General features: G+C 72.7%; 18 protein-coding genes. 9 read left to right on the top strand and 9 right to left on the bottom strand.

The features are described 5' to 3' along the window. Nucleotides 1–21: 21 nt before the first annotated feature. A complete protein-coding gene (locus ACIBCT_RS12120; protein WP_399187591.1) occupies nt 22–621 on the top strand; it encodes a TetR/AcrR family transcriptional regulator in 600 nt (199 codons plus the stop codon). Between the two features lie 85 nt (nt 622–706). On the opposite strand, the gene ACIBCT_RS12115 is transcribed toward ACIBCT_RS12120, so the two are convergent. The 5 genes from ACIBCT_RS12115 to ACIBCT_RS12095 all read right to left on the bottom strand — a co-directional run bounded on the left by ACIBCT_RS12115 (nt 707) and on the right by ACIBCT_RS12095 (nt 3,784). Continuing rightward, nucleotides 707–1,369, bottom strand: a complete 663-nt coding sequence (locus ACIBCT_RS12115) for a hypothetical protein (RefSeq protein WP_399187589.1) — start codon at nt 1,367–1,369, stop codon at nt 707–709. A gap of 359 nt (nt 1,370–1,728) precedes the next feature. Continuing rightward, entirely contained in the window at nt 1,729–2,157 is a 429-nt protein-coding gene (gene mscL, locus ACIBCT_RS12110) for a large conductance mechanosensitive channel protein MscL (RefSeq protein WP_399187587.1), read from the bottom strand. 43 nt (nt 2,158–2,200) lie between these two features. After that, nucleotides 2,201–2,449, bottom strand: a complete 249-nt coding sequence (locus ACIBCT_RS12105; protein WP_399187585.1) for a DUF397 domain-containing protein — start codon at nt 2,447–2,449, stop codon at nt 2,201–2,203. A 143-nt stretch (nt 2,450–2,592) separates the two neighbouring features. Next, complete coding sequence (locus ACIBCT_RS12100; protein ID WP_344888781.1) at nt 2,593–2,772, bottom strand: DUF397 domain-containing protein; 180 nt, start codon at nt 2,770–2,772, stop codon at nt 2,593–2,595. 148 nt (nt 2,773–2,920) lie between these two features. After that, the gene (locus ACIBCT_RS12095; RefSeq protein WP_399187583.1) at nt 2,921–3,784 is read right to left on the bottom strand and encodes a helix-turn-helix domain-containing protein; all 864 of its coding nucleotides are present in this window, start codon (nt 3,782–3,784) and stop codon (nt 2,921–2,923) included. A 210-nt stretch (nt 3,785–3,994) separates the two neighbouring features. Here ACIBCT_RS12095 and ACIBCT_RS12090 point away from each other — a divergent pair, with 210 nt between their 5' ends. The 5 genes from ACIBCT_RS12090 (at nt 3,995) to treZ (ending at nt 14,607) form a co-directional block, all read left to right on the top strand. Beyond that, nucleotides 3,995–4,423, top strand: coding sequence for a hypothetical protein (locus ACIBCT_RS12090; RefSeq protein ID WP_399187581.1), 429 nt, complete (start codon nt 3,995–3,997; stop codon nt 4,421–4,423). A gap of 212 nt (nt 4,424–4,635) precedes the next feature. Further along, on the top strand, nt 4,636–8,115 hold the full coding sequence (locus ACIBCT_RS12085; protein WP_399187579.1) for a BTAD domain-containing putative transcriptional regulator: 3,480 nt from the start codon (nt 4,636–4,638) through the stop codon (nt 8,113–8,115). Between the two features lie 113 nt (nt 8,116–8,228). Continuing rightward, nucleotides 8,229–10,334, top strand: a complete 2,106-nt coding sequence (gene glgX, locus ACIBCT_RS12080) for a glycogen debranching protein GlgX (protein ID WP_399187577.1) — start codon at nt 8,229–8,231, stop codon at nt 10,332–10,334. After that, nucleotides 10,327–12,876: a malto-oligosyltrehalose synthase gene (treY, locus tag ACIBCT_RS12075; protein WP_399187575.1), complete on the top strand. Its 2,550-nt coding sequence runs from the start codon at nt 10,327–10,329 to the stop codon at nt 12,874–12,876. Before glgX ends, treY begins: the two co-directional genes overlap by 8 nt. A gap of 3 nt (nt 12,877–12,879) precedes the next feature. Next, the gene (gene treZ / locus ACIBCT_RS12070) at nt 12,880–14,607 is read left to right on the top strand and encodes a malto-oligosyltrehalose trehalohydrolase (RefSeq protein ID WP_399187573.1); all 1,728 of its coding nucleotides are present in this window, start codon (nt 12,880–12,882) and stop codon (nt 14,605–14,607) included. Nucleotides 14,608–14,814: 207 nt separating this feature from the next. Here treZ and ACIBCT_RS12065 read toward each other — a convergent pair whose 3' ends face one another. Beyond that, on the bottom strand, nt 14,815–15,465 hold the full coding sequence (locus ACIBCT_RS12065; protein ID WP_399187571.1) for a hypothetical protein: 651 nt from the start codon (nt 15,463–15,465) through the stop codon (nt 14,815–14,817). 2,129 nt (nt 15,466–17,594) lie between these two features. Here ACIBCT_RS12065 and ACIBCT_RS12060 point away from each other — a divergent pair. Together ACIBCT_RS12060 and ACIBCT_RS12055 are read left to right on the top strand one after the other, a co-directional pair. Further along, nucleotides 17,595–17,966, top strand: coding sequence for a hypothetical protein (locus ACIBCT_RS12060; RefSeq protein WP_399187569.1), 372 nt, complete (start codon nt 17,595–17,597; stop codon nt 17,964–17,966). Between the two features lie 173 nt (nt 17,967–18,139). Then, the gene (locus ACIBCT_RS12055; RefSeq protein WP_399187567.1) at nt 18,140–18,817 is read left to right on the top strand and encodes a DNA alkylation repair protein; all 678 of its coding nucleotides are present in this window, start codon (nt 18,140–18,142) and stop codon (nt 18,815–18,817) included. Between the two features lie 202 nt (nt 18,818–19,019). On the opposite strand, the gene ACIBCT_RS12050 is transcribed toward ACIBCT_RS12055, so the two are convergent. Next, nucleotides 19,020–19,991, bottom strand: a complete 972-nt coding sequence (locus tag ACIBCT_RS12050; RefSeq protein WP_399187565.1) for a YbgA family protein — start codon at nt 19,989–19,991, stop codon at nt 19,020–19,022. Between ACIBCT_RS12050 and ACIBCT_RS12045 the strand changes: the two genes are divergently transcribed. Then, nucleotides 19,990–20,115, top strand: a complete 126-nt coding sequence (locus tag ACIBCT_RS12045) for a hypothetical protein (RefSeq protein ID WP_399187563.1) — start codon at nt 19,990–19,992, stop codon at nt 20,113–20,115. The two genes, ACIBCT_RS12050 and ACIBCT_RS12045, sit on opposite strands and share 2 nt — an antisense overlap. Here ACIBCT_RS12045 and ACIBCT_RS12040 read toward each other — a convergent pair. Together ACIBCT_RS12040 and ACIBCT_RS12035 are read right to left on the bottom strand one after the other, a co-directional pair. Next, on the bottom strand, nt 20,096–20,620 hold the full coding sequence (locus ACIBCT_RS12040; RefSeq protein ID WP_399187561.1) for an RNA polymerase sigma factor: 525 nt from the start codon (nt 20,618–20,620) through the stop codon (nt 20,096–20,098). The genes ACIBCT_RS12045 and ACIBCT_RS12040 overlap by 20 nt on opposite strands. Before the next feature lie 320 nt (nt 20,621–20,940). Further along, on the bottom strand, nt 20,941–21,924 hold the full coding sequence (locus ACIBCT_RS12035) for a MerR family transcriptional regulator (RefSeq protein ID WP_399187559.1): 984 nt from the start codon (nt 21,922–21,924) through the stop codon (nt 20,941–20,943). Between the last annotated feature and the right edge of the window lie 9 nt (nt 21,925–21,933).

The raw sequence follows: 21,933 nt of genomic DNA, 5'->3' as shown, positions 1-21,933 counted from the left end.
AACTTAGCTAGACTCCGGGACATGCGCAAGGACGCCCTGCAGAACCGGGAACGCCTCCTGGCGGCGGCCAGAGGGCTCTTCGCCGACCGCGGGCTCGACGTGCCGCTCGAAGAGATCGCCCGTACGGCCGGGGTCAGCATCGGCACGCTGTACAACCGCTTCCCCACCCGGGCGGAGCTGGTGGAGGCGGTGTTCGAGGACCGGGTGGCGACGGTCGCGCGGCTGGCCGGGCGGGCGCTGGAGGCGGACGACGCCTGGGAGGGCTTCACCACGTTCGTCACCGCGGTGTGCGAGCTGCAGGCCGCCGACCTGGGCTACAACGACCTCGCCGTACGCGGGGCCGCGACCGCGACGGACCCCGGGTACGCGTCGATGCTGCGGATCGTCGAGCGCGCCCGGGAGTCGGGCGCCCTGCGCGACGACGTCACCATCACCGACATGGCTTTCGTGATCTGGGGGGTCGCGGCGACGGTACGCGCCACCTCCCGCGTCGCGCCCACCGCCTGGCGGCGGCACCTCGCGCTCACCCTCGACGGCCTGCGCGCCACCGCGGCCCACCCGCTCCCCGTCCCGCCCATGTCGGTCGAGCAGACGCGCGCGGCGCTGGACGGGTGCGGCTGAGCGGACACGGCCGTGCCGTCACGGGGCCGCCGGATCGTCCGCTCGACGTCCTCGGACGGGCATCGGACAGGGCTCGGGCGGGCCGTCAGACGGGCTGCCAGTCGTGCCGGTCCAGGAAGGCCCGCACGCCGGTGGCGTACTCGGTGAAGGCGTCCTGGACCGCGGAGAGGTCGGCGACGTGCGTGCGGAACATCCGCCCGCGCACGCTGTCGCGGTACTCCAGCTCGTAGCCGGACGGTTCCGGGGAGGTCTGGACGAAGTGCTCGCCGAAGACGATCAATGCCATGAACGGGTTCTGCGGGGACAGGGTGGTGAGCGCGTCCGAGACGAGCCGCAGGTCGGGGCCCACCACGATCATCCCGTCACCGGTGCGCATCTCCATGGTGGGGTAGACGCCCCGAGGGCCCAGGTTGTGCACCAGGTGCCGCTGCGGGTCGTAGCAGACCAGCCCGCACTCGGCCGCCAGCGCGAAGACCTCGGCCGAGACCTGGTCGGCCTCCTGCGGGGTCAGGGTGACCAGGACGAGATCGGGGGAGAGCCACCCGGCACCGGGGAGGCGCTCGGCGAACGCGACCACCCCGGGGTGCGGCTCCGCGACCTCGGCCTCGTCCTCTCCACGGTGGTCGGCCTCACCCGGACGGGCCCGTACGCCCTCCGGTGCCGCGTGGCGCGCCTCCTGGAGAACGCTCCGGGCCTGCTCCCGGGAGATCGGTTCGGGCTCGTACCAGACGGCCAGTTCGAAGCTCACGATTCCATTGTCCCCGGTCGGCGCGGCCCCGCCGACCCGGAGGGTTCACCCGGACGGGCTCATGGAAAGGGCCGCCGTTCCGCGGGCGCCGATTTCACCGGCGACCTCGGAAGGGAAGGGCGGCCCGGCCTTTCGACCGAGGACGGCAGGGCCGTTTCACAGGAACAGCCGAGCCGTTTCACAGGAACGGCCGGTCCGTTTCATCGGGACGGCCGGGCCGATGAACGATCGGCTCGATTTCCGGAGGAACGAGACGCGGGACGGGACTCCCCGAGGGGATATCGGGCCGCGCTCTCTCGGCGACGCTCTTTCGTCCGCCCGGTGTGAACCGGGGTGCGGGGTGTTCTCCGGGCTTCCCGTCAGGCCGGGGGCCGGTCGCCGACCGCGACCCGCGACAGTTCCACGGTGCAGAACGCGCAGCGCTTGGCCTCGATCGGGATGTCGCTCAGGCACTCCGGGCATTCCTTCTCGGTTGCCTTCTTGTCCCGGTCGAAGAAACCGATCAGGCGGGTCATCGGCATCACGACCAGCCAGTAGACGACCGCGGCGATGATCAGGAAGGTCAGAAGGTGGTTGATGAAGTCGCCGTACATGAACTTGGAGCCGTTGATCGTGAACATGTACTGCGAGAAGTCCGGCTGCCTGCCGCCCGTGACGGCTCCGATCAGGGGGGTGATGAGATCCTTGACCAGTGCCTGGATCAGCCCGCTGAAGGTCGCCCCGACCACGACCGCGACGGCCAGCTCGACGAGGTTGCCCCTCAGCAGGAACTTCTTGAATCCGCCCATCCTTGGCGCCCTCCAATCGCGAAGACGCTGGACTACCCATCGATCAGCGGTCAAACCTCCTGTTCCTGCGGGCGATCCGCCGGAACCAGGGGATGTCGAAGCGTCCTCGGCGGATGGACCGGACGAAGGAGTCCCACTCCGCCAGGGTGAAGACGAGGACCGGTCCGTTCGTTCCGTGCTTGCCGTCGCGCACGCCGACGCTGCCGTGCTCGAAGGCCACCTCCACGCAGCTTCCGTTGTTGCACGCCGGCCGGTGCCAGACGCTGTTGCTGAACCGAGGTCGGCCCGTCATGCGCTCTCCCAGAAGATCGGTCGTGAAGCCGGGATGTCATGCCGGGAGCATCGTAATATACGTCACCAAAATGTAAGTGTTTCTTTTTGGCTGTACTATGTACCGGGACCGTGATTTCGGTCCCGGTACATGTTTAAGTCCATCTATGAGAGGTCGTATTCGCCCTGCTTGATGGCGTGGACGAAGACGGCCCAATCGCCGCGCGAGTAGCGCAGCAGGCCGCCGTCGGGATTCTTGGAATCACGAACACTGACCATATCGGACGCGAAGGCCACTTGGACGCAGTTCCCCGCGTTGCAGCGGGAAGAGATGCGCCACTCCATGGGGGGAGTGGTCGTGCCTTGCGGTGAGTTCATTGACACTCCCGGTGTCTTTGGAAAGAATAGGACCCCTGTTGCGCGGGCGTCCTGACACCACCGGTGTGACGCGGGAGTTCGTTTTATTTATTACGAAATGTGCATTTTTTCTCTTTTAATCCATATAGGCCCGCATCATCCGGGCGATATGTTCCAGTGAGGCGTGGGGATCCAGCGCCGTGGCGCGGATCTGGTCGATCGCCTCCCGGTGCACGTCCAGGTCGTCGGCTCTCTCGAGATACTCGTTCCGGACGAGGATCTCGATGTAGACGACGTGCGAGCCCACGCCCTCCTCCATCTCCAGGTAGACGAACGGGCTGCCCGCTCCCATGTAGGCCCCCTTGTCGAAGGGGACGACCTGAAGGGTGACGTGGCGCTTCTCCGCGACCACCAGGGCGTGCTCCAGCTGGGCCCTCATGATCTCGGTGCCGCCGACCCGCCGGTGCAGCACTGCCTCGTCGATGAAGGCCCAGTAGCGCGGGGGCTTCGGCCGCTCCAGCACGGCCGGCTGGCGCGCCATGCGGGCGGCGACGCGCCGCTCCAGCACGTCGTCGGCCATCCGTGGCAGCAGACCCCGGATCAGGGCCCGGGCGTAGTCCTCGGTCTGGAGCAGGCCGGGAAAGCACGCGGTCTGGAACTCGGTGATCGACGACGCCCCGGCCTCCAGCTCCATGTACGTGTACAGGGCGTCGTTGCCGAGATCGCCGTGCTCGTGCTTCAGGCCGGGTTTGCGGATCTCCCGGGCCAGCGTCATGAGCTGGTCGATCAGTTCCTCGTCCGTGATGCCGTAGGCGGCGCAGAGGTCGCGCACGTCCCTCTGGCTGGCGCCACGCTGGGCGTTCTCCATCCTGCTGATCTTCGAGGGGGTGCAGAGCAGCACCTCGGCCGCCTGCTCGACCGTCAGCCCGGCCTGTTTGCGCAGCTCCCGTAGCCGGCCCCCGAGACGGCGCCGACGAAGGGTCGGGTTGTTCTCGGCCATCGGCGCACCCTCTTCTCGATGCCACCGACGGGCGGACCGGTCTCTGTCCGGCCTCCGGTACGACCCGGCACGGAGCGGTGGCACGAACCAACGGAAAGATCTACTGGCAAATACTACATGGCAATTGCCAGACGCATATTGCCAGCGGCACAAAACAGGGGTAGGCAAAGGGTAAGGCCCGGGAAGGGCGAATCTTCAGGGGGTGAAGCCTTGAAGCACGACGTCGAAGGCGGGAGCGGCCGCTCGATCGGAGTACGAAGCTTAGCGATCATCGGCCTCCGGGCGCTGGACGATTGGATCTTCGGGGAGATCGACGCGTTCGCCTGGGTGCAGGGGTGGGAGATCGACCGCGGTCGCCTGACCTCGCACGCGTACCGCTCCCCGGGCTTCGACGCCCTGCAACGGTGCGGGCTGTGCGGCGGCGAGGGGCGGACCGGCGCGCGCGGCCCCGCGCGGGCCCTGGCCGCGGCCGGTGCCGACGAGCCCGCCGGCGCGGTGCCGGGCGGGAGCGGCGCGGTGGCGCGCCAGAACGGCCGGGCGGCGGTCGAGCCGGCCGAGCGCGACGGCGACGTGTGCGGGCTCTGCGAGGGGGACGGGCGGATACGGCGGCTGCGGGCGGGGGCGGGCCTCGAACCGTGAGGGGCCACCGGCCGGGGGACCTCCGCGACCCTCCACGACGCGGAGGGCGGTGACCCCGTCCGAGGAGCCGGGCCTGACCGGAGCGGCGGGGCGGGATCCGGTGACGGCGAGGGCCGGTCGCGTGAGGGCCGGTCGCGTGAGGGTCGGTCGCGTGAGGGCCGGCAGGACAGGCGAAAGGTACTATCGGCGCAGTTCAATGCGAGGTGGGCCGGATGGACTTTCGCGTGCTGGGCCCGGTCGGGGTGCTCGCAGGTGACGGGACGGCGCTGGACGCCGGTCCCTACCAGCAACGGCTGGTGCTGGCCATGTGCGTCCTCGCCGCGCCACGGCCGGTCGGGCCGCACCGGATGATCGACGCGCTCTGGGAGGGCGATCCTCCCCCGGGGGCGCTCAACACCGTGCAGGCGTACGTCTCCAAGCTCCGACGGCTCTTCGAGCCCGGCCGGACGCGCAGGGCGGCCCCGACGGTCCTGGTCACCAGGCCGGGCGGGTACGCCCTGGACGTGCCGGTCACCGCGATCGACCTGGGCCGGGCCCGGGAGCACGCGGCCGCGGGCGCGGGCCGGACGGCCGAGGGCGACCACGAGGGGGCGGCCCGGGAGCTGCGGCGGGCGCTGGGGGAGTGGGGCGGTGAGCCGCTCGCGGACCTCGCGGCCTCCTCCTGGGCGGCCGAGGAGGCCGCGCACCTGGCCGAGTTCCGGCTGACGATCGAGGAGGACCTGGCCGGGGCGGAGCTGGCGCTGGGCCGGGGGGCGGCGCTGAACGGCCGGCTGGCCCAGCTGGTCGCCGCGCACCCGTTCAGGGAGCGGCTGCGGGTGCTCGCGGCGCACGCCCTTTACCAGGCGGGCCGGCAGGCCGACGCGCTCGCCGTGCTCGCCGAAGGACGGCGGCTGCTGATGGAGGACCTGGGGCTGGACCCCGACGCGGGTTCCAGGGAGATGGAGCGGCGCATCCTGGCCCAGGACCCCGCCCTGACCCCCCGTCCCCCGGCGGGCGTGCAGAGCGCGAGGGGTGCGCCGAGCACGGCGAGCACGGTGGGCACACCGAGCGCGGTGGGCGCGGTGGGCGCGGTGGGTGTCGCGGACGTGACGAACCGGGCGAGTGCGGCGAGCGCGGTGGGCACGGTGGGCACGGTGGGCGCGGCCGGGGACGCGGGGACGGGGACGGCCACCGAGGCCGGGCAGGACGACGGGCCGGTCGGCAGGGACGCCGAGACCGCGGTGCTGGAGCGGGTGGTCGCCGGGGCCGGGCACCGGGTGGTGCTGCTCGCCGGGGAGCCGGGCATCGGCAAGACCCGCCTCGCCGAGCACGCGGCCGACGCCGCGCGGGCCCGGGGCCGGCGGGTGGTGTGGGGCCGCTGCTGGGACGGCGCCGGCGCGCCCCCGTTCTGGCCCTGGACACAGGCGGTACGGGAACTGGTCGGCAGGGACGGGGAGCTGGCGCAGCTCACCGGAACCGGAGCGCGACCGGGCATCCCGGGCGCCCAAGGCGCCCAAGGCACCCCGGGCACTCAAAGCACGCCGGGCACGCCGGGTGCCTCGCCGGGGACCGGGCAGTTCGAGCTGTACGAGGCGTTCGCCCGGCTGCTGAACGAGCACGGCCGGACGCTGGTGGTGCTCGACGACCTGCAGTGGGCGGACCCGTCGTCGCTGCGGCTGCTGGAGTTCCTGGCCTCCACCCGGCTCTGCCCGGAGCTGACCGTGGTGGCGACGTACCGCGACACCGGGGGAGGGGAGGCGGGACCGCTGGAGCGCACGCTGGGCGCGCTGGCGCGGCTGCCGCACGTGCGGCGGCTCCCGCTGCGCGGCCTGAACGAGCAGGAGATCCGCCGCTACCTGGAGCGGGCCGGGGCCGACCCGGGCAGGGCGGCCGAGATGGGCAGGCTCACCGCGGGCAACCCGTTCTTCCTGGGCGAGGCGCTCCGGCTCGGTGAGACACCCGGGGCGCTGCCGGACGTGGTACGCGGCCGGCTGGCGGGCCTGCCGCCCGGCACCGAGGAGGTGCTGACCGCCGCGGCGCTGCTCGGCCGGGAGGCGGACCTCGACGTGCTGACCCGGGTGGCAGGACCGCCCCCTGAGCGGGTGCTCGACATCGTCGACGCCGCCGTGCAGGCCCGGCTGCTGGTCGCCGAGGACGGGCCGGCCTGCCGGTTCGTCCACGACATCGTCCGCGACGTGCTGCGCGAGGCGCTGCCGCCGCTGCGCCGCAGGAGGACGCACGCGCGGATCGCCGAGGTGCTCCGGGAGCGGGGCGGGACGCGGCTGAGCGAGATCGCCCACCACTGCCGCGAGGGCCTGCTCGGCCCGGAGTCGGCGGCCAGGGCCATCGGCTACACGCGGCGCGCGGCGGCCCAGGCCGGTGCCCAGTTCGCCCACGAGGACGCGGCGGAGGGCCTGGAGAAGGCGATCGCGCTGGTCGACCGGCTCGCGGAGCCGGACGCCGCGCTCCGCTGCGACCTGCTGCTCGACCTGGCCGAGGCCCAGGCCGCGGCGGGGATGACCGGGGCGGCCCGCGCCTCGCTGGAGGCCGCCGCGGAACTCGCCGAGGGGCTCGGCGACGACGACCGGCTGGCCAGGGCGGTGCTCGGCTTCTCCGACCCGCTGCACCTGGCCATGTACGAGGAGATGACCGGCATCGACCGGACGGCCGAGCGCATCGACCGGGTCCTCGCCTCCGGCCTGGCCTCCGACTCGCCGTGGCGGGCCCGGCTGCTCGCCGCCGCCGCGCTGACCGGATCGACCGGCCGGCCGGTGGAGCGGAGCGTGGAGACGGCGCGGGAGGCGGTGTCGCTGGCCCGCCGCAGCGGTGACGAGGCGACCCTGGCCAGGACGCTGATCGCGCTGGAGATCCTGCTGCGTTCCGACCGCGACCACGAGCGCGGGCGGGAGGTCGCCGCCGAGATCGTGGAGCTCGGCCGCCGTACCGGGGACCTGGTCACCGAGTGGATCGGCAGGGAGAACGCGTACGTCGAGCTGATGGCCCGCGGCGAGGCCGGGCCCGCCGCGGAGCTGCTGGCCTGGCTGCGGGAGAACGCCGGGCGGCTGCGGCTCCCCTCGATGGTCAGCCTCGCCGAGTGGCAGGCCGCGGTCCGCGCCTACCTGTCCGGGCACCTCGCCGGCGCGCTCGCCGCGGCCGACGCCTCCGGTGCCGCCCACCCCGAGGGGGCGCTGGGCCGCGACGACGCGCTGCTGCGCCGGGAGACGTTCCGCTTCCTGTCCCTGCGCGCCGCGGGCGAGAGCGGCCGGGCGCTCGCGCTGGCCGAGGAGATGCTCGGCCGCCGGCCCGGCCAGCGGCCCTGGACGATCCTGCGCTGCCTGGCCCTGGTCGACCTGGGCAGGACGGGCGAGGCGCGCGAGGTCCTGGCCGGCCTGGCCCGGGACGGCTTCGCCGCGATAGGTCCCGAGCTGGCCTACCGGTTCGTGGCGGACGCCGTCAGCGAGATCTGCGCCGCGCTCGGCGACGAGACCGCGGGCAAGGTCCTGTACGGCCTGCTCGCACCGCACGCCGGACGGCTGCTGGGCTGGTCGCAGGCCGACCTCTGCCTGGCCAGGCTGGCCCTGCTCGGCGGCGACGAGGAGCGGGCCGCGGCCCACCTGGGGGCGGCCGAGACCTTCGTGGCGCGGGCGGGCCTGCGCGTGTACGAGCCCGCCGTGCGCGCGCTGGCCGGACGCCTGAGGCCGGGCCCGTCCTAGGCTCGTGACGGCGTGCCGCGTCCATCTGCTGAGATCGGAGTCACAGGAGTGAGAATGTATGCATGCCACGGCGAACACGGGGCATATCTGTCCACCGCTGAAGGGGCGGTGTAATGATCGAGATCTGGCCGGGTGATCCCTATCCTCTGGGGGCCACCTACGACGGCGCGGGAACCAACTTCGCGCTTTTCACCGAGGCCGCGGAACGCGTCGAGCTGTGTCTGTTCGACGATGACAATCAGGAGACGAAGGTCCCTCTCACCGAGTGCGAGGGCTTCGTCTGGCACGGATATCTGCCGCGCGTCGGCCCGGGGCAGCGGTACGGCTACCGCGTCCACGGCCCGTACGACCCGGCGGCGGGGCAGCGATGCAACCCCGCCAAACTGTTGCTCGATCCCTACGCCAAGGCGATCGACGGCGACGTGAACTGGAACGAGGCCGTGTACGGCTACCGCTTCGGCGAGCCCGACAGCCTCAACGACGCCGACTCGGCCGTGTTCATGCCGAAGTCCGTCGTGATCAACCCGTTCTTCGGGTGGGGGCACGACCGGCCGCCGAGCACGCCGTACCACAACACGGTGATCTACGAGGCGCACGTCAAGGGCCTGACGATCAACCACCCGAAGATCCCCGAGCGGATCCGCGGCACCTACGCCGCGATCGGGCACCCGGAGATCATCGACCACCTGACGTCGCTCGGGGTGACCGCGCTCGAACTGATGCCGGTGCACCAGTTCGTCACCGACCACATCCTGTCCGACCGCGGGCTGACGAACTACTGGGGCTACAACAGCATCGGCTTCTTCGCGCCGCACAACGCCTATTCGAGCACCGGGCAGCGCGGCGGGCAGGTGCTGGAGTTCAAGGCCATGGTCAAGGCCCTGCACGAGGCGAACATCGAGGTCATCCTCGACGTGGTCTACAACCACACCGCCGAGGGCAACCACCTGGGCCCGACGCTGAGCATGCGGGGCATCGACAACGCCGGGTACTACCGTCTGGTCGACGACGACAAGCGGTACTACATGGACACCACGGGCACCGGCAACAGCCTGTTCATGCGCTCCCCGCACGTCCTCCAGATGATCATGGACTCGCTCCGCTACTGGGTCATCGAGATGCACGTGGACGGCTTCCGGTTCGACCTGGCCTCGACGCTGGCGCGGGAGCTGCACGAGGTCGACCGGCTGAGCGCCTTCTTCGACCTGGTCCAGCAGGACCCGGTGCTCTCGCAGGTCAAGCTGATCGCCGAGCCGTGGGACGTCGGCCCGGGCGGCTACCAGGTGGGCAACTTCCCGGCCCGCTGGACCGAGTGGAACGGCCTGTACCGCGACACGATCCGCGACCTGTGGCGGGGCGAGCCCGCCGCGCTGCCCGAGTTCGCCTCCCGGCTGACCGGCTCCAGCGACCTCTACCAGGACGACAGCCGCCGTCCGGCCGCCTCCATCAACTTCGTCACCTGCCACGACGGGTTCACCCTGCAGGACCTGGTGTCCTACAACGGCAAGCACAACGAGGCCAACGGCGAGGACAACCGGGACGGCGCCGACGACAACCGCTCCTGGAACTGCGGTGAGGAGGGGCCGGCGTCGCTGGCCATCGAGTCGCTGCGCGAGCAGCAGAAGCGGAACTTCCTGACGACCCTGTTCCTGTCCCAGGGCGTCCCGATGCTCTCCCACGGCGACGAGCTGGGCCGCACCCAGCGGGGCAACAACAACGTCTACTGCCAGGACAACGAGCTCAGCTGGGTCGACTGGTCCGACGTCAGGGAGAACTGGCTGCTGCTGGAGTTCACCCGGCGGGTGGCCAAGCTCCGCGCCGACCACCCGGTCTTCCGGCGGCGCAGGTTCTTCTACGGGCGCCCGGTACGCGGGTCCGAGGACAGCCTCAGCGACATCGCCTGGCTCACCCCCAAGGGGGAGAAGATGACCGACGCCGACTGGAACGTGGGCTACGCCAAGTCGCTCGCGGTCTTCCTGAACGGCGACGCCATCACCGAGCCCGACCGCCGGGGCCGGCAGATCGCCGACGACTCGTTCCTGCTGCTGTTCAACGCCCACCACGACGTCATCAAGTTCACCCTTCCCAAGGACTACGGCGAGATGTGGCTGACGGAGATCGACACGGCCATGCCGATCACGATCGACACCCGGCTGTGCCGGGCCGGAGAGAGCGTGCCGGTGGTCGGCCGCTCGGTGAGGGTGTTGCGCCGTGTCTGAGCCGATGAACCGCCACGAGCCGCTGACCCGGCCCGAGCCCGGACTCGTCCCGGCCGAGCCCGTCCTGACCGGACCGGTCCCGGCCGAGCCGGCGCCCGTCCCCGAGCCCGCACCGGCCGGCCCGGGGGCACCGCCGGCCGAGCCCGCGCCCGTTCCCGGGCCCGGGAGCGTGCCGCCGCAGGGTGTGCCGGACGTGCCGCCCGCCGAGACGGTGCCCGGCGCCAGGACCGGTGAGGACGGCGACCAGATCGTCGACCCGGCGCCGCTGGAGACGGACGGGCAGATCCCGCTGCCCTCGCCCGGCTCCTACGAGGTGCCGCTGTCGACGTACCGGTTCCAGCTGACCCCGGACTTCGGGTTCGACAAGGTGGCCGAGCTCGCCCCGTACCTGCGGGACCTGGGGATCAGCCACGTCTACCTGTCGCCGATCCTGCAGGCCGTGCCCGGGTCGCAGCACGGCTACGACGTGACCGACCACTCGCGGATCCGCGAGGAGTTCGGCGGCGCCGAGGGCCTGCGGGAGCTGTCGGCGACGCTGGCCCAGCACGGGATCGGCATCGTCGTCGACATCGTGCCCAACCACATGACGATCCCGGTGCCCGAGTCGGGCAACGCCCAGCTCTGGTCGGTGCTCAAGGAGGGGCGCGAGTCGCCGTACGCCTCCTGGTTCGACATCGACTGGGAGGGCGGCGAGGGCAGGGTCAACATGCCGGTCCTCGGCGGCGACCCGGAGGAGGTCGTGGCGGACGGCGACGTGCTGCGCTACCACGACCACGAGTTCCCGCTGCCCGACACCCACTACCGGCTGGTCGACTGGCGGCGCGGGCCCGGCTACCGCCGCTTCTTCGACGTCTCCTCGCTGATCGGGCTGCGCGTCGAGGACCCGCAGGTCTTCGACGACACGCACGCCCTCATCCTCGCCCTGGTCAAGGAGGGCGTCGTCCAGGGGCTGCGGGTGGACCACCCCGACGGGCTCGCCGAGCCGCGCGGCTACCTGTCTCGGCTGCGCGCGGCCTCGGGGCTGTGGACCGTGGCCGAGAAGATCCTGGTCGGCTCCGAGCGGCTGCCCGCCGACTGGGACTGCGACGGCACCACCGGCTACGACGTGCTCAACCGCATCACCGGCCTGTTCGTCGACCCGGCCGGCAAACAACCGCTGGTCGAGCTGTACGTCACGCACACCGGCGGGCCGTCCGACTACGCCCAGGTGGTCCGCGAGTCCAAGATCCAGGTCCTGGACCTGTTCTTCGGCTCCGAGATCGACCGGCTGCACGCCGTGACCGGCTCCGACCGGCAGACCTTGGTGGAGCTGCTGGCCGCCATGCCGGTCTACCGCGCGTACGCGGTTCCCGGGGAGCCGGTGCCCGAGGCGTCGGCGCGGATCGTCGAGGAGGCCGGCCGGATCGCGGCCGGGCACCTGCCCGAGGGCGCCCCGGTCGACGAGGTCGTCCGGCAGGTGCTGCACGGGCCGGCCGAGGCCGTCACCCGCTTCCAGCAGACCTGCGGGCCGGTGATGGCCAAGGGGGTCGAGGACACCGCCCTGTACCGCTGGTACCCGCTGTCCTGCCTGAACGAGGTGGGCGGCGAGCCCGACCGGTTCGGCGAGTCCGTCGAGGAGTTCCACGCGTTCTGCCGGAGGATGTCCCCGGCCACCATGACGACGCTGTCCACCCACGACACCAAGCGCTCCGAGGACGTACGGGCCCGGCTGGCCGTGCTGTCGGAGATGCCCGCCGACTGGGCGGCGGCGGTCGGCGAGTGGTCGGCGAAGGTCTCCTTCGACCCGGCCCTGGACTACCTGGCCTGGCAGAACCTGATGGCGTCCTGGCCGATCGACCCGGACAGGTTCTTCGACTACCTGTTCAAGGCGGCCCGCGAGGCCAAGACCTCGATCTCCTGGGCCACCCCGGACCCGGCCTACGAGCGCGGCATCCGCGACTTCGTCACCCGCGCGGTGGAGGAGTGCGGTCCTTCGATCGCGGAGTTCGGCGCCAGGATCGAGCCGTACGCCAGGTCCAACTCGCTGGGGCAGAAGCTCGTCCAGCTCATGCTGCCCGGCGTGCCCGACCTGTACTGGGGGAACGAGATCACCGACTTCTCCCTGGTCGACCCGGACAACCGCCGCCCGGTGGACTTCCAGCTCCGGCGCCGGATGCTCTCGTCGGCCCAGGCCCACGCGAGTCACGCCAACCCCGACGAGGCCAACCCGAGCACCGCCGCCGAGGACCTCACCTGGGACGAGGCCAAGCTGGCCGTCACCTCCCACGCCCTGGGGCTGCGGCACCGGCTGGGCCCGGACGCGCCGTACCTGCCGATCGAGGCGGGCGAGCACGCGATCGCCTTCGCCCGCGGCGAGCGGGCCGTGACCGTCGCCACCCGGCTCCCGGTCGGGCTGGAGCGGCGCGGTGGCTGGGGGAGCGACACGCTCACCCTGCCGCGCGGCACCTGGCGGGACCTGCTGACCGGCACCGAGCACACCGGCCGCATCCCCCTGGCGCACCTGCTCGCCATCCACCCTGTCGCGCTGCTGGAAAGGAACTGACACGTGTTCGAAGTATGGGCGCCACAGGCGACGTCGGTGGACGTGGAGATCGGCGAGGTCCGCTACCCCATGTCGGCGTCGGGCGGCGGCTGGTGGACCGCGGAGGTCCCCGGCGCCGGCCACGGCACCGACTACCGGTTCCGGCTGGACGGCGGCGACCCGATGCCCGATCCCCGGAGCCGCTGGCAGCCGGAGGGCATCTTCGGCCCGAGCCGCCTGTACGACCACGACCGCTTCGAGTGGGGCGACGAGCTGTGGCGGGGCCGTGACCTGCCGGGCGCGGTCATCTACGAGCTGCACATCGGCACCTTCACCCCCGAGGGCACCTTCGACGCGGCGATCGGCAAGCTGGAGCACCTGGTCGACCTGGGCATCGACTTCGTCGAGGTCATGCCGGTGCCGCCGGTGCCGGGCGGCCGCAACTGGGGCTACGACGGCGTGGACCTGTGGGCGGTCACCGAGAACTACGGCGGCCCGGACGCCTTCAAGCGCTTCGTGGACGCCTGCCACCGACGCGGGCTGGGCGTGATCCTCGACGTCGTCTACAACCACCTGGGTCCCTCGGGGAACTTCCTGGCCCCCTTCGGCCCGTACTTCCACTCCAGCGCCTCCTCCTTCTGGGGGCAGGCGGTCAACCTGGACGGTCCCGGGTCCGACGAGGTGCGCGCCTACTTCGTCGGCAACGCGATGCAGTGGCTGCGCGACTACCACGTCGACGGCCTGCGGCTGGACGCCGTGCACGCGCTGCACGACAGCCGGGCCGTGCACCTGCTGGAGGAGCTGGCCGTCGAGACCGAGGCGCTCTCGGCGGCGGTGGGCAGGCCGCTGACGCTCATCGCCGAGTCCGACCTCAACGACCCCCGGCTGATGACGCCCCGCGAGGCCGGTGGGTACGGCCTGACGGGGGCCTGGAACGACGACGTCCACCACGCCCTGCACGTCGCGGTGAGCGGTGAGCGGCACGGCTACTACGACGACTTCCACGGTGCCCTGCCCAAGGTGCTCAGCCACGGCTACTACCACGACGGGACCTTCTCCGCCTTCCGGGGACGCTCCCACGGCCGCCCGGCGTCCCACGTTCCCGGGTACCGCTTCGTCTGCTGCGCGCAGAACCACGACCAGATCGGCAACCGGGCCGAGGGCGACCGGCTGGACCCCGAGGCGCTCCGGCTCGCCGCCGGGCTCCTGCTGACCTCGCCGTTCACGCCCATGCTGTTCATGGGGGAGGAGTGGGGGACGCGCTCGCCGTTCCTGTTCTTCACCGACCACGTGGAGCCGCAGCTGCGCGAGGGCGAGGGTGACCGGCGGCGCCGGGAGTTCGTGGGCTTCGGCTACGACGACTGGGCCGAGAAGGCGCCCGACCCCGGCGAGGAGACCACGTTCCTGCGCTCCAAGCTCGACTGGAGCGAGCTGGACAAGGACGCCCACCGGGCCCACCTGGACTGGTACCGGGCCCTGATCGCGCTGCGCCGCGCCCACCCCGAGCTGACCGACCCCCGGCTGGACCGGGTCAAGGTCGACCACGGCGAGTCCTGGCTGGTCGTGCACCGGGGAGGGCTCAGGGTGGCGGCCAACCTCGGGCCGGTCCCGCTCACGGTCAGGCTCGGCACGGGCCGGTCCGCGCCGGGACACGTCCTGCTCGCCTCGGAGGCGTCGGTGACCGTGCAGGGGGAGGAGCTGTCCCTGCCGCCCCGCTCGCTCGCGGTCGTCCGGCTGGACCCGCCGGTCTGACCTCTGTCCCCGTGGCACCCTCCCGTCGCCGGCGGGACGGTGCCACGGGGCCCCGGTCGTGGTCGCGGGGCGTCAACGGGGTACGGCGGCCCGCCTCCGCGCACCGTCCCCCGGCACGGAGTCCCGCGGAGGGTCTCCGGTCCCCCGGCACGGAGTCCCGCGGAGGGTCTCCGGTGATCCCGGAACCTCGCGGGGCACGCGCGGGGGTCAGCCGGGGAACGGCGAGACGTCCTTGACCGTGTACCCGCCCGCCTTGACCCTGAAGAACGGCGCGGGTGCCGCGCACCGGCGCAGTTCGGGGTCACCGGCCAGGCGTGGGCCCGACCATCCGATCCTGTCGAAACGGCCGGCGCCGTTGTCGGTGACGCTGAACCCGACCCGCTGGCCGACCCAGTCCGCGTTGTTCGCCGAGGCGGCGGTGACGAACCCGGTGACGGTGGCACTCCGCCCACCGGTGAGGACGCAGTCCACGGAGACGTCCGCCCATACGGTGGTCGGCGTGGGGGCGTTCGCGAAGTGGTGGCGGACCCGCGCGGTGCCTCGTGCCTCACCGGCGAAGGGGTCGAGCTCCCCGGGCCGGTAGGTGACGGTGGCGTCCACGGTGAACCGCACGTCGTCGTCCGGATCGGGATAGGCGATCCGGCCCGAGCCCTTGACGACCCCGATGACCGGCCTCTCCGCCGCGGGGCGTCCGGTCGCGGCGTCGGCCGTCGTCGCGCTCGCCGTCGTCGCGCTCGCCGTCGTCGTGCTCGTCGTCGTCCCGTTCGCTGTCGTCGCGTTCGCCGTCGTCGCGCTCGTCGACGGAACGGTGAGGGCGACGACCGAGATCAGTGCCATGCCGCCGGTCGCTCTTCTCATGCGCTTCTCCCTGGTGTCGAGGCGCCTTTCCGCGCCCCCGGTGAACGGCCCTCATCATGTGCGCGGGCCGCTGTGATCACGCTGAGAGGAGCTGAGGGCCGGCTCAGAAAGCGCCTGCGCCGATCAGGTCACCGGACGGGGCCCGGCCCGGTACGAGAACGGGACGTGGCCCGAAACGGCGGACACCGAATGGAAATGCCCACTCCATTCCCGGAACGGCGAGGAATGGCCCTGACCCGTCGCGGGCCGGTCGCCCCGGCGGCAGGTCAGGGCCCCGTACGGTAGCGCGACCGGGCTGTAGCGCCCCGGGGAGCCGATCCGGTCGCGCGGTCGTACGGCGGCCGGCACCTCGTCGACCCGGCGCCGGAGTGGTTCATCATTAGTTTCTGGTAGAAAATTCACTGTTGTGGGGATTTCGTTACTACGCTCGTAATTTAATGACTGTTGGCGTGTTCGATGTGCCGATGTTTCCCGGATCGGGAATGTAATGCTGGTCGCCGATCGGGGCTGCTGCCCGGATTCCTCATGACAGACCTTGAATGGGAAAAATGACCTATAGGGGTAATAGGCGCATTTCGTGGGTGGGCTTCGACGGGTGTGCCTACACCCTGATCGTCACGGCGACGATCGCCGGGGCCTACCTGGCGGCGTCGTGCCGGACGCTCGCGGGTGCCGACGCCGGGGAGAGGGAGGGCCGGTACGGCTCGTCCTTCGTGCTCGCCGGTACGGCCGCGGACGCCTACCTCACCGATCCCCTCGCGAAGCACCGCACCCGTCCCGGGGCCGGGTGCCGGGACGGGCGATGCAGGCGCTGCGGCTGCGGGATCACGGTCTGCCACCGCGAGTGCAGGCGCGGACCACGCGGTCCCGCGGGCCCCAGGGGTGAGAAGGGGGCCGAGGGTGAGGAGGGCCGGCCGGGTCCGAGCCTGCCGGGACCGGCGGGCCCCCCGGGTCCCGTGGGCCCGCAGGGGCCTCCCGGCGTGTTTCCCGCTGACACAGGCCCTCCGGGGCCCCCAGGTCCTCCGGGGCCCGCGGGGCCGGTCGGTCCCGCAGGTCCGGCCGGCCCCGCGGGGGCGGACGGTACGGACGGCGCACCGGGCGCACCGGGCGCGACAGGACCGGCAGGACCGGCAGGACCGACGGGCCTGACGGGGCCGAGGGGCCCGCGCGGTGTGAGGGGACCCGCCGGTGACACCGGTGCGACCGGTGCGACCGGTGCACGCGGCCCGGCCGGTGCGGCCGGACCCGCGGGTGCCAGGGGCCCGACCGGCCCGGCCGGTCCCGTGGGCGCGACGGGGCCCAGAGGCGTGCAGGGACGGCGTGGACCCGCCGGTGCCACGGGTGCGACCGGTGCCACGGGCGAGGCCGGTCCCGCGGGTGCTACGGGTGCTACGGGTGCTACGGGTGCCACGGGGCCGAGGGGGCCGAGAGGTTTCCGGGGACCGAGGGGCTTTCGGGGGCTGAGAGGGGCGCGGGGACTGACCGGAGCCACGGGCCAGACCGGTCCGGCGGGCCCGGCCGGTCCCGTGGGGGCGACGGGGCCGAGAGGACAGACGGGTGCGACGGGGCAGAGAGGGGCGACGGGTGCGACGGGCCAGAGAGGTCTCACCGGGCCCCGGGGCCTGATCGGTCCGGCCGGCCAGCAGGGCCCCGCGGGACAGCCCGGTCAACCCGGTCAGACAGGACAGACCGGTCCCACCGGCGCGACCGGTCAGCAAGGTCCGGCGGGCCAGCCGGGGCAGCCCGGCCAGCAGGGCCCCGCCGGTCAGCCCGGCCAGACAGGACAGACCGGGCAGACCGGTCCCGCCGGTCCGACCGGGCAGCAGGGGCCCGCGGGACAGCAGGGTCCGGCCGGTCAGCCGGGACAGCCCGGCCAGCCCGGTCCGGCGGGGCAGCCCGGCCAGACAGGGCAGACGGGCCCCACCGGCCCGATCGGGCAGCAGGGGCCGGCAGGGCAGCAGGGGCCCGCGGGTCCCGTGGGGCAGCCCGGTCAACCGGGTCCTGCCGGCCAGCCCGGCCAGACCGGGCAGACGGGCCCGGCGGGTCCCACGGGTCCGGCCGGGCCCGCGGGTCCGACCGGTCCTGCGGGCCCGGCCGGCCCGGCCGGGCCTGCGGGTCCCGTGGGCCCGGTGGGACCCGCAGGTCCGCCGGGACCCGCGGGTGCCGCCGTCCTGAACGTGCGGTCGGGCGGGAGCGTCGCCACCTCCCTCAACGACGTGGCCCGGTTCACCGCGCTCGTCCTGGGCAACGGGACGACGTCGATCCGGGACCCGCGCACGAACCCGCCCTGGCACGGCGTCATGTCGGTGCCGGGATACCCCGGCGACGTGACCCAGGTGGCACTGGACAGTGACGCCACCAACCTCTACGTCACGGTGCTGAACGCGACCGGCATGGTCTCCCACACGACCTGCCTCGTACGGCCCACCCCGGGAACGCTGTCGAACCCGGCCTGGCCACGGAACTGCGAGGCCTTCACCGACCTGACCCCGCCGAACTGAGAATCCTGCCCTCACCCCGTCCGTACGAGGACGGCGGTGCCGCGAACCGCTCGAACGGGCGAGGACGCGGCGTCCCGTGCCGATGGCCGCCGGACCGGCGGGTACGACGGGAGGCGGCCTTCCGCCGTAGGCTGCATCCCACCTGTGACGGACGGAAGGCTGAGGTGGCCGGGATGACGGTGGCCGAGGTGATGGCCGAGCTGGCCGAGCTCGAGAACCCGAGAATGCGCGAGGTGAACGAGAGACACGGTGACGATCACGGTGTGAACCTCGGCAAGCTGCGCGCGATCGCGAAGCGGCTGAAGACCCAGCAGGAACTCGCGTGCCGACTCTGGGAGACGGGAGACACCGCGGCGAGGCTGCTGGCGATCCTGATCTGCCGCCCGAAGGCGTTCGGGCGCGACGAGCTGGACGCCATGTTGCGCGAGGCGCGCGCGCCCAAGGTGCACGACTGGCTCGTGAACTACGTGGTGAAGAAGGGCCCGCACGCCGAGGAACTGCGCCTGGCCTGGTCGGCCGATCCGGACCCGGTCGTCGCGAGCGCGGGATGGGCGCTGACCGTCGAGCGCGTGGCGAAGCGGCCCGAGGGCCTCGACCTGCCGGGACTGCTGGACGTCGTCGAGGCGCGGATGAAGGACGCCCCGGACCGCCTGCAGTGGGCGATGAACCACTGCCTGGCTCAGATCGGGATTGAGCACGCGGAACACCGCGCCCGCGCGATCGACATCGGTGAGCGCCTGGAGGTGCTCAAGGACTACCCGACCCCCCCGGGCTGCACGTCCCCGTTCGCGCCCGTCTGGATCGACGAGATGGTGCGCCGGGACGCGTCCCGGAGCGAAGCACGCTCCTAGGGCGCCCCGACCGGCACCCCGGTGTGCCGCGCGTTCCCCGGGACGCCGGGAGTCCTCCGCCGTCCGTCTCCTCGTGCCCGGTGAGGCGGACCGGTGGCCCCTCCCTCGCGGGAGCCCGGCCTTCCCGTGGTCGCGGTCTTCCCGGCCGCCGCGAAGGCCCCCGCGCCCGGGTTCGTGGGCAGGCGTCGCGATGGCCGGAAGTTCAGGCGGGCACGTGGTTGCGAAGCCGGAGCCCCTCCGGGTACGGGGCGAAGTAGGTCTGGTCGCGCACGTACTCGGAGGCCTCGCCCCGGGCGTGGTGGCGGATCAGGGTGGTGGGAACGCTCAGCGACACCCGGCCGGCCCGGTAGGCGGCGATGACCTCGGCCAGGTCGGCCCTGCGGGCCGGGTCGAGCGCCTCGCTCAGCATGCCCACGCAGTGCTGCAGGACGTTGACGTTGCGGCCGATGCCGGCCTTGGCGGTGAACGCCGTGGTGAAGGAGCGCGCGTAGTCGCCGGCCAGCTTCTCGCGGGGAAGCACGCCCGCCTGGGCGACCAGCCGCCCGGCCTCCCGGTAGGCCGTGGGATGGTGGGCGAGCAGCTGCATCTTGTGCCGCGCGTGGAAGGCCACCAGGTCCCGGGGCCGCCAGTCGCTCGCCAGCAGGGCGCGGAGCCGGGCGTGGGCGAAGATCCGTTCCACGAAGGTCTCGCGGAGCAGGGCGTCGTTGAGCCGTCCCTCCTCCTCCACCGGCAGCAGCGGGTGGGTCTCCAGGACGACGGCCGCGAACACGCCCCGGCCCCGCCGGTGCACGACCGGGTTCCGGTTGCCGCTCTTGCGCCCGTTGCCGTCACCCCAGGTCGAGGTGACGCCCTCCGGGTCGTGGGCGTACAGGGGGATGCCGTGCACACCGCAGCTGGGGCTCTTGGACTTGAGGACGTAGCCGTCGACCTCGTCCAGGGTGCGCGCCCGCTCGGCGGCCAGGGCGGTCATCCGGTCGGTGAGGTCGATCCGGGTCTTGCGGGTGACCAGGCGCGGGCCGTCCGGCGAGTTCTCCAGGCGGAGGGTCTCGCGCGGCGAGCCGAGGCCGATCTCCATCTCCGGGCAGACGTGCACCCAGTCCACGTGGGCGTCGAGCTCGTCGCCGAGGAAGCGGTCGCGGCTGTGGCCGCCGTTGAACCGGACGGGCTCTCCCATGAGGCAGCTGGAGACCGCGATCCTCGGCCTGACGGCCGCTTCCTCGGCTCCGGTGGTCGCGGTGGTCCCGGCCTGGGGCGTCCGCGCGGGGGTGGACCGGCCGTTCATGCGGCGGCCGCGGTGAGTATGCCGGACAGGCGGCGCAGGCCACGGGCCGTACGGGCCTTGACCGTGCCGAGGGGGACGCTCAGCCTCTCGGCGATCTCCCGCTGGGTCAGGTCCGCGTAGTAGGCCAGCTCGATGGCCTGGCGCTGGGGCGCGGGCAGCTCGGCCAGCGCCCGCTGCACCTGGTCGCGCTCGGCCATGCCGTCCCCGTCCACCCGGCCGTCGTCGCCCGCCGGGTCCGCCAGCACGTCCAGCGGCACCGTGCGCAGGGTGCGCATCCGCAGGTGGTCGACCGCGCGCTTGTGGGCGATCCCGAGCATCCAGGCGGGCAGGCTGCGTGACGGGTCGAAACGATGCCGCGAGCGCCAGACCTCGGCGAACACGATCTGCTGGAGATCGTCGATCTCCTGTGGCGGTACGAAGCGCCGCAGGTAGGAGCGCACCAGGGAGCCGTGAACACGGAAGCACTCGGCGAGCGCCATGTCGTCGCCGGCGGCGAAGCGAATGTTCAAGGTGTCTGTCATGATGACTCCCTTACCGAGATAAGCTACTCAAAACTTATTCATACTCGCTCGGTGGGCGTGATCGCAAGCGGCGGGGACGACCGGTCGTGAGACGTTCACCCCACGGGGTGAGGACGGGGACGAGATGCCGGAAACCGGGTGCGGAGGCCGTCCAGGGCCGGTGGGGGCGTGGACGGGACGCCCGAGGAGAGGGCGGTGTCACGCCGGGAACCGGGCGCCGAGGCCGTCCGGGACCGGTGGGAGGGGGTGGGGGCGTCCCGGGACGCGGGAGGCCGGGCCCGGGACGGGTGACGTCCCCGGGACGCCCCGGGAGGGCGGGGTCAGTCCAGGGCGGCCAGGACGCGGGTGATCGCGTCCTCGAACGAGGTGACGTGCGGGATCGACGCGGGCAGCCCCTCCTGCCAGCCGACGCCCCCGGCGATGATCCGGCTCGGCGGGCGGAGCGCGGGCAGCGACGCGAGCGGGGCGGGATCGCCGGTGGCCGGGAGCTGGGACCAGACGAAGACCACCGAGGGCCCCAGGCGGCGCATCGCGTCCGCCAGCGCGGGGTAGGGGGTGCGGGAGCCCAGCACCCGCGTCTCGACCCGGTGCTCGGTGGTCAGGGCCGCGGCCAGCGCGTAGATCGGCAGGCTGTGCTGGTCGTCCTGGGCGCAGGCGAGCAGGACGGGACGGACGTTGACCGGCCGGGCCGGACGCTCGGTGAGCCCGATCAGGGAGGCCAGCAGCCGGTCGGAGAACAGGTGCTCGACCTCGACCCCGGCGGAGCTCTCCTGCTGGAGCCTGCAGATCGTCTCGAAGACCGGGATCACCAGCCGCTCCCAGGTCCACGGCACGCCGTGCCTGGCCAGCGCCGCGCCGAGCCAGTCGTGCACCGTCCGGCTGTCCAGCGCCGCCGCCGCCCGCGCCAGCATCGCCACGGTCGGCACCGCCGGGGCGTCCTGCCGCCCGGCCGCGGGGGAGGGGACGCGCTCCGGGGACGGCCGCCTCGGACCGGGCTCCGGTGCGGTCCCGGAGCCGGGGGCGGGCTCGGCCCGCGCCTCGGGGACGATCTCGATCCTCAGCACCTCGCGGGCCGCGTCGGCCGCGGGGACGCCGCTCTTGATGAGCCGGTTCATCTCCTCCAGGCGCCACAGGTCACGGGCGTCGTAGCGGCGGTGCCCCCCCGGGCTCCGGCGGCTCGGACCCAGGCCGTAGCGTAGGTTCCAGGTCCGCAGCGTGGGGGCGGGTACGCCGAGGCGCCGTGCGACGGCTCCGATGCCATAGCCCGGTTCCTCATCGATCTCCACCTGACGCTGCTCGTCCATCTCATCTCA

It is taken from the genome of Streptosporangium sp. NPDC050855 (assembly GCF_044456585.1).
GTDB classification, from domain to species: domain Bacteria; phylum Actinomycetota; class Actinomycetes; order Streptosporangiales; family Streptosporangiaceae; genus Streptosporangium; species Streptosporangium longisporum.
This window is presented reverse-complemented; position numbering and strand designations above follow the sequence as displayed.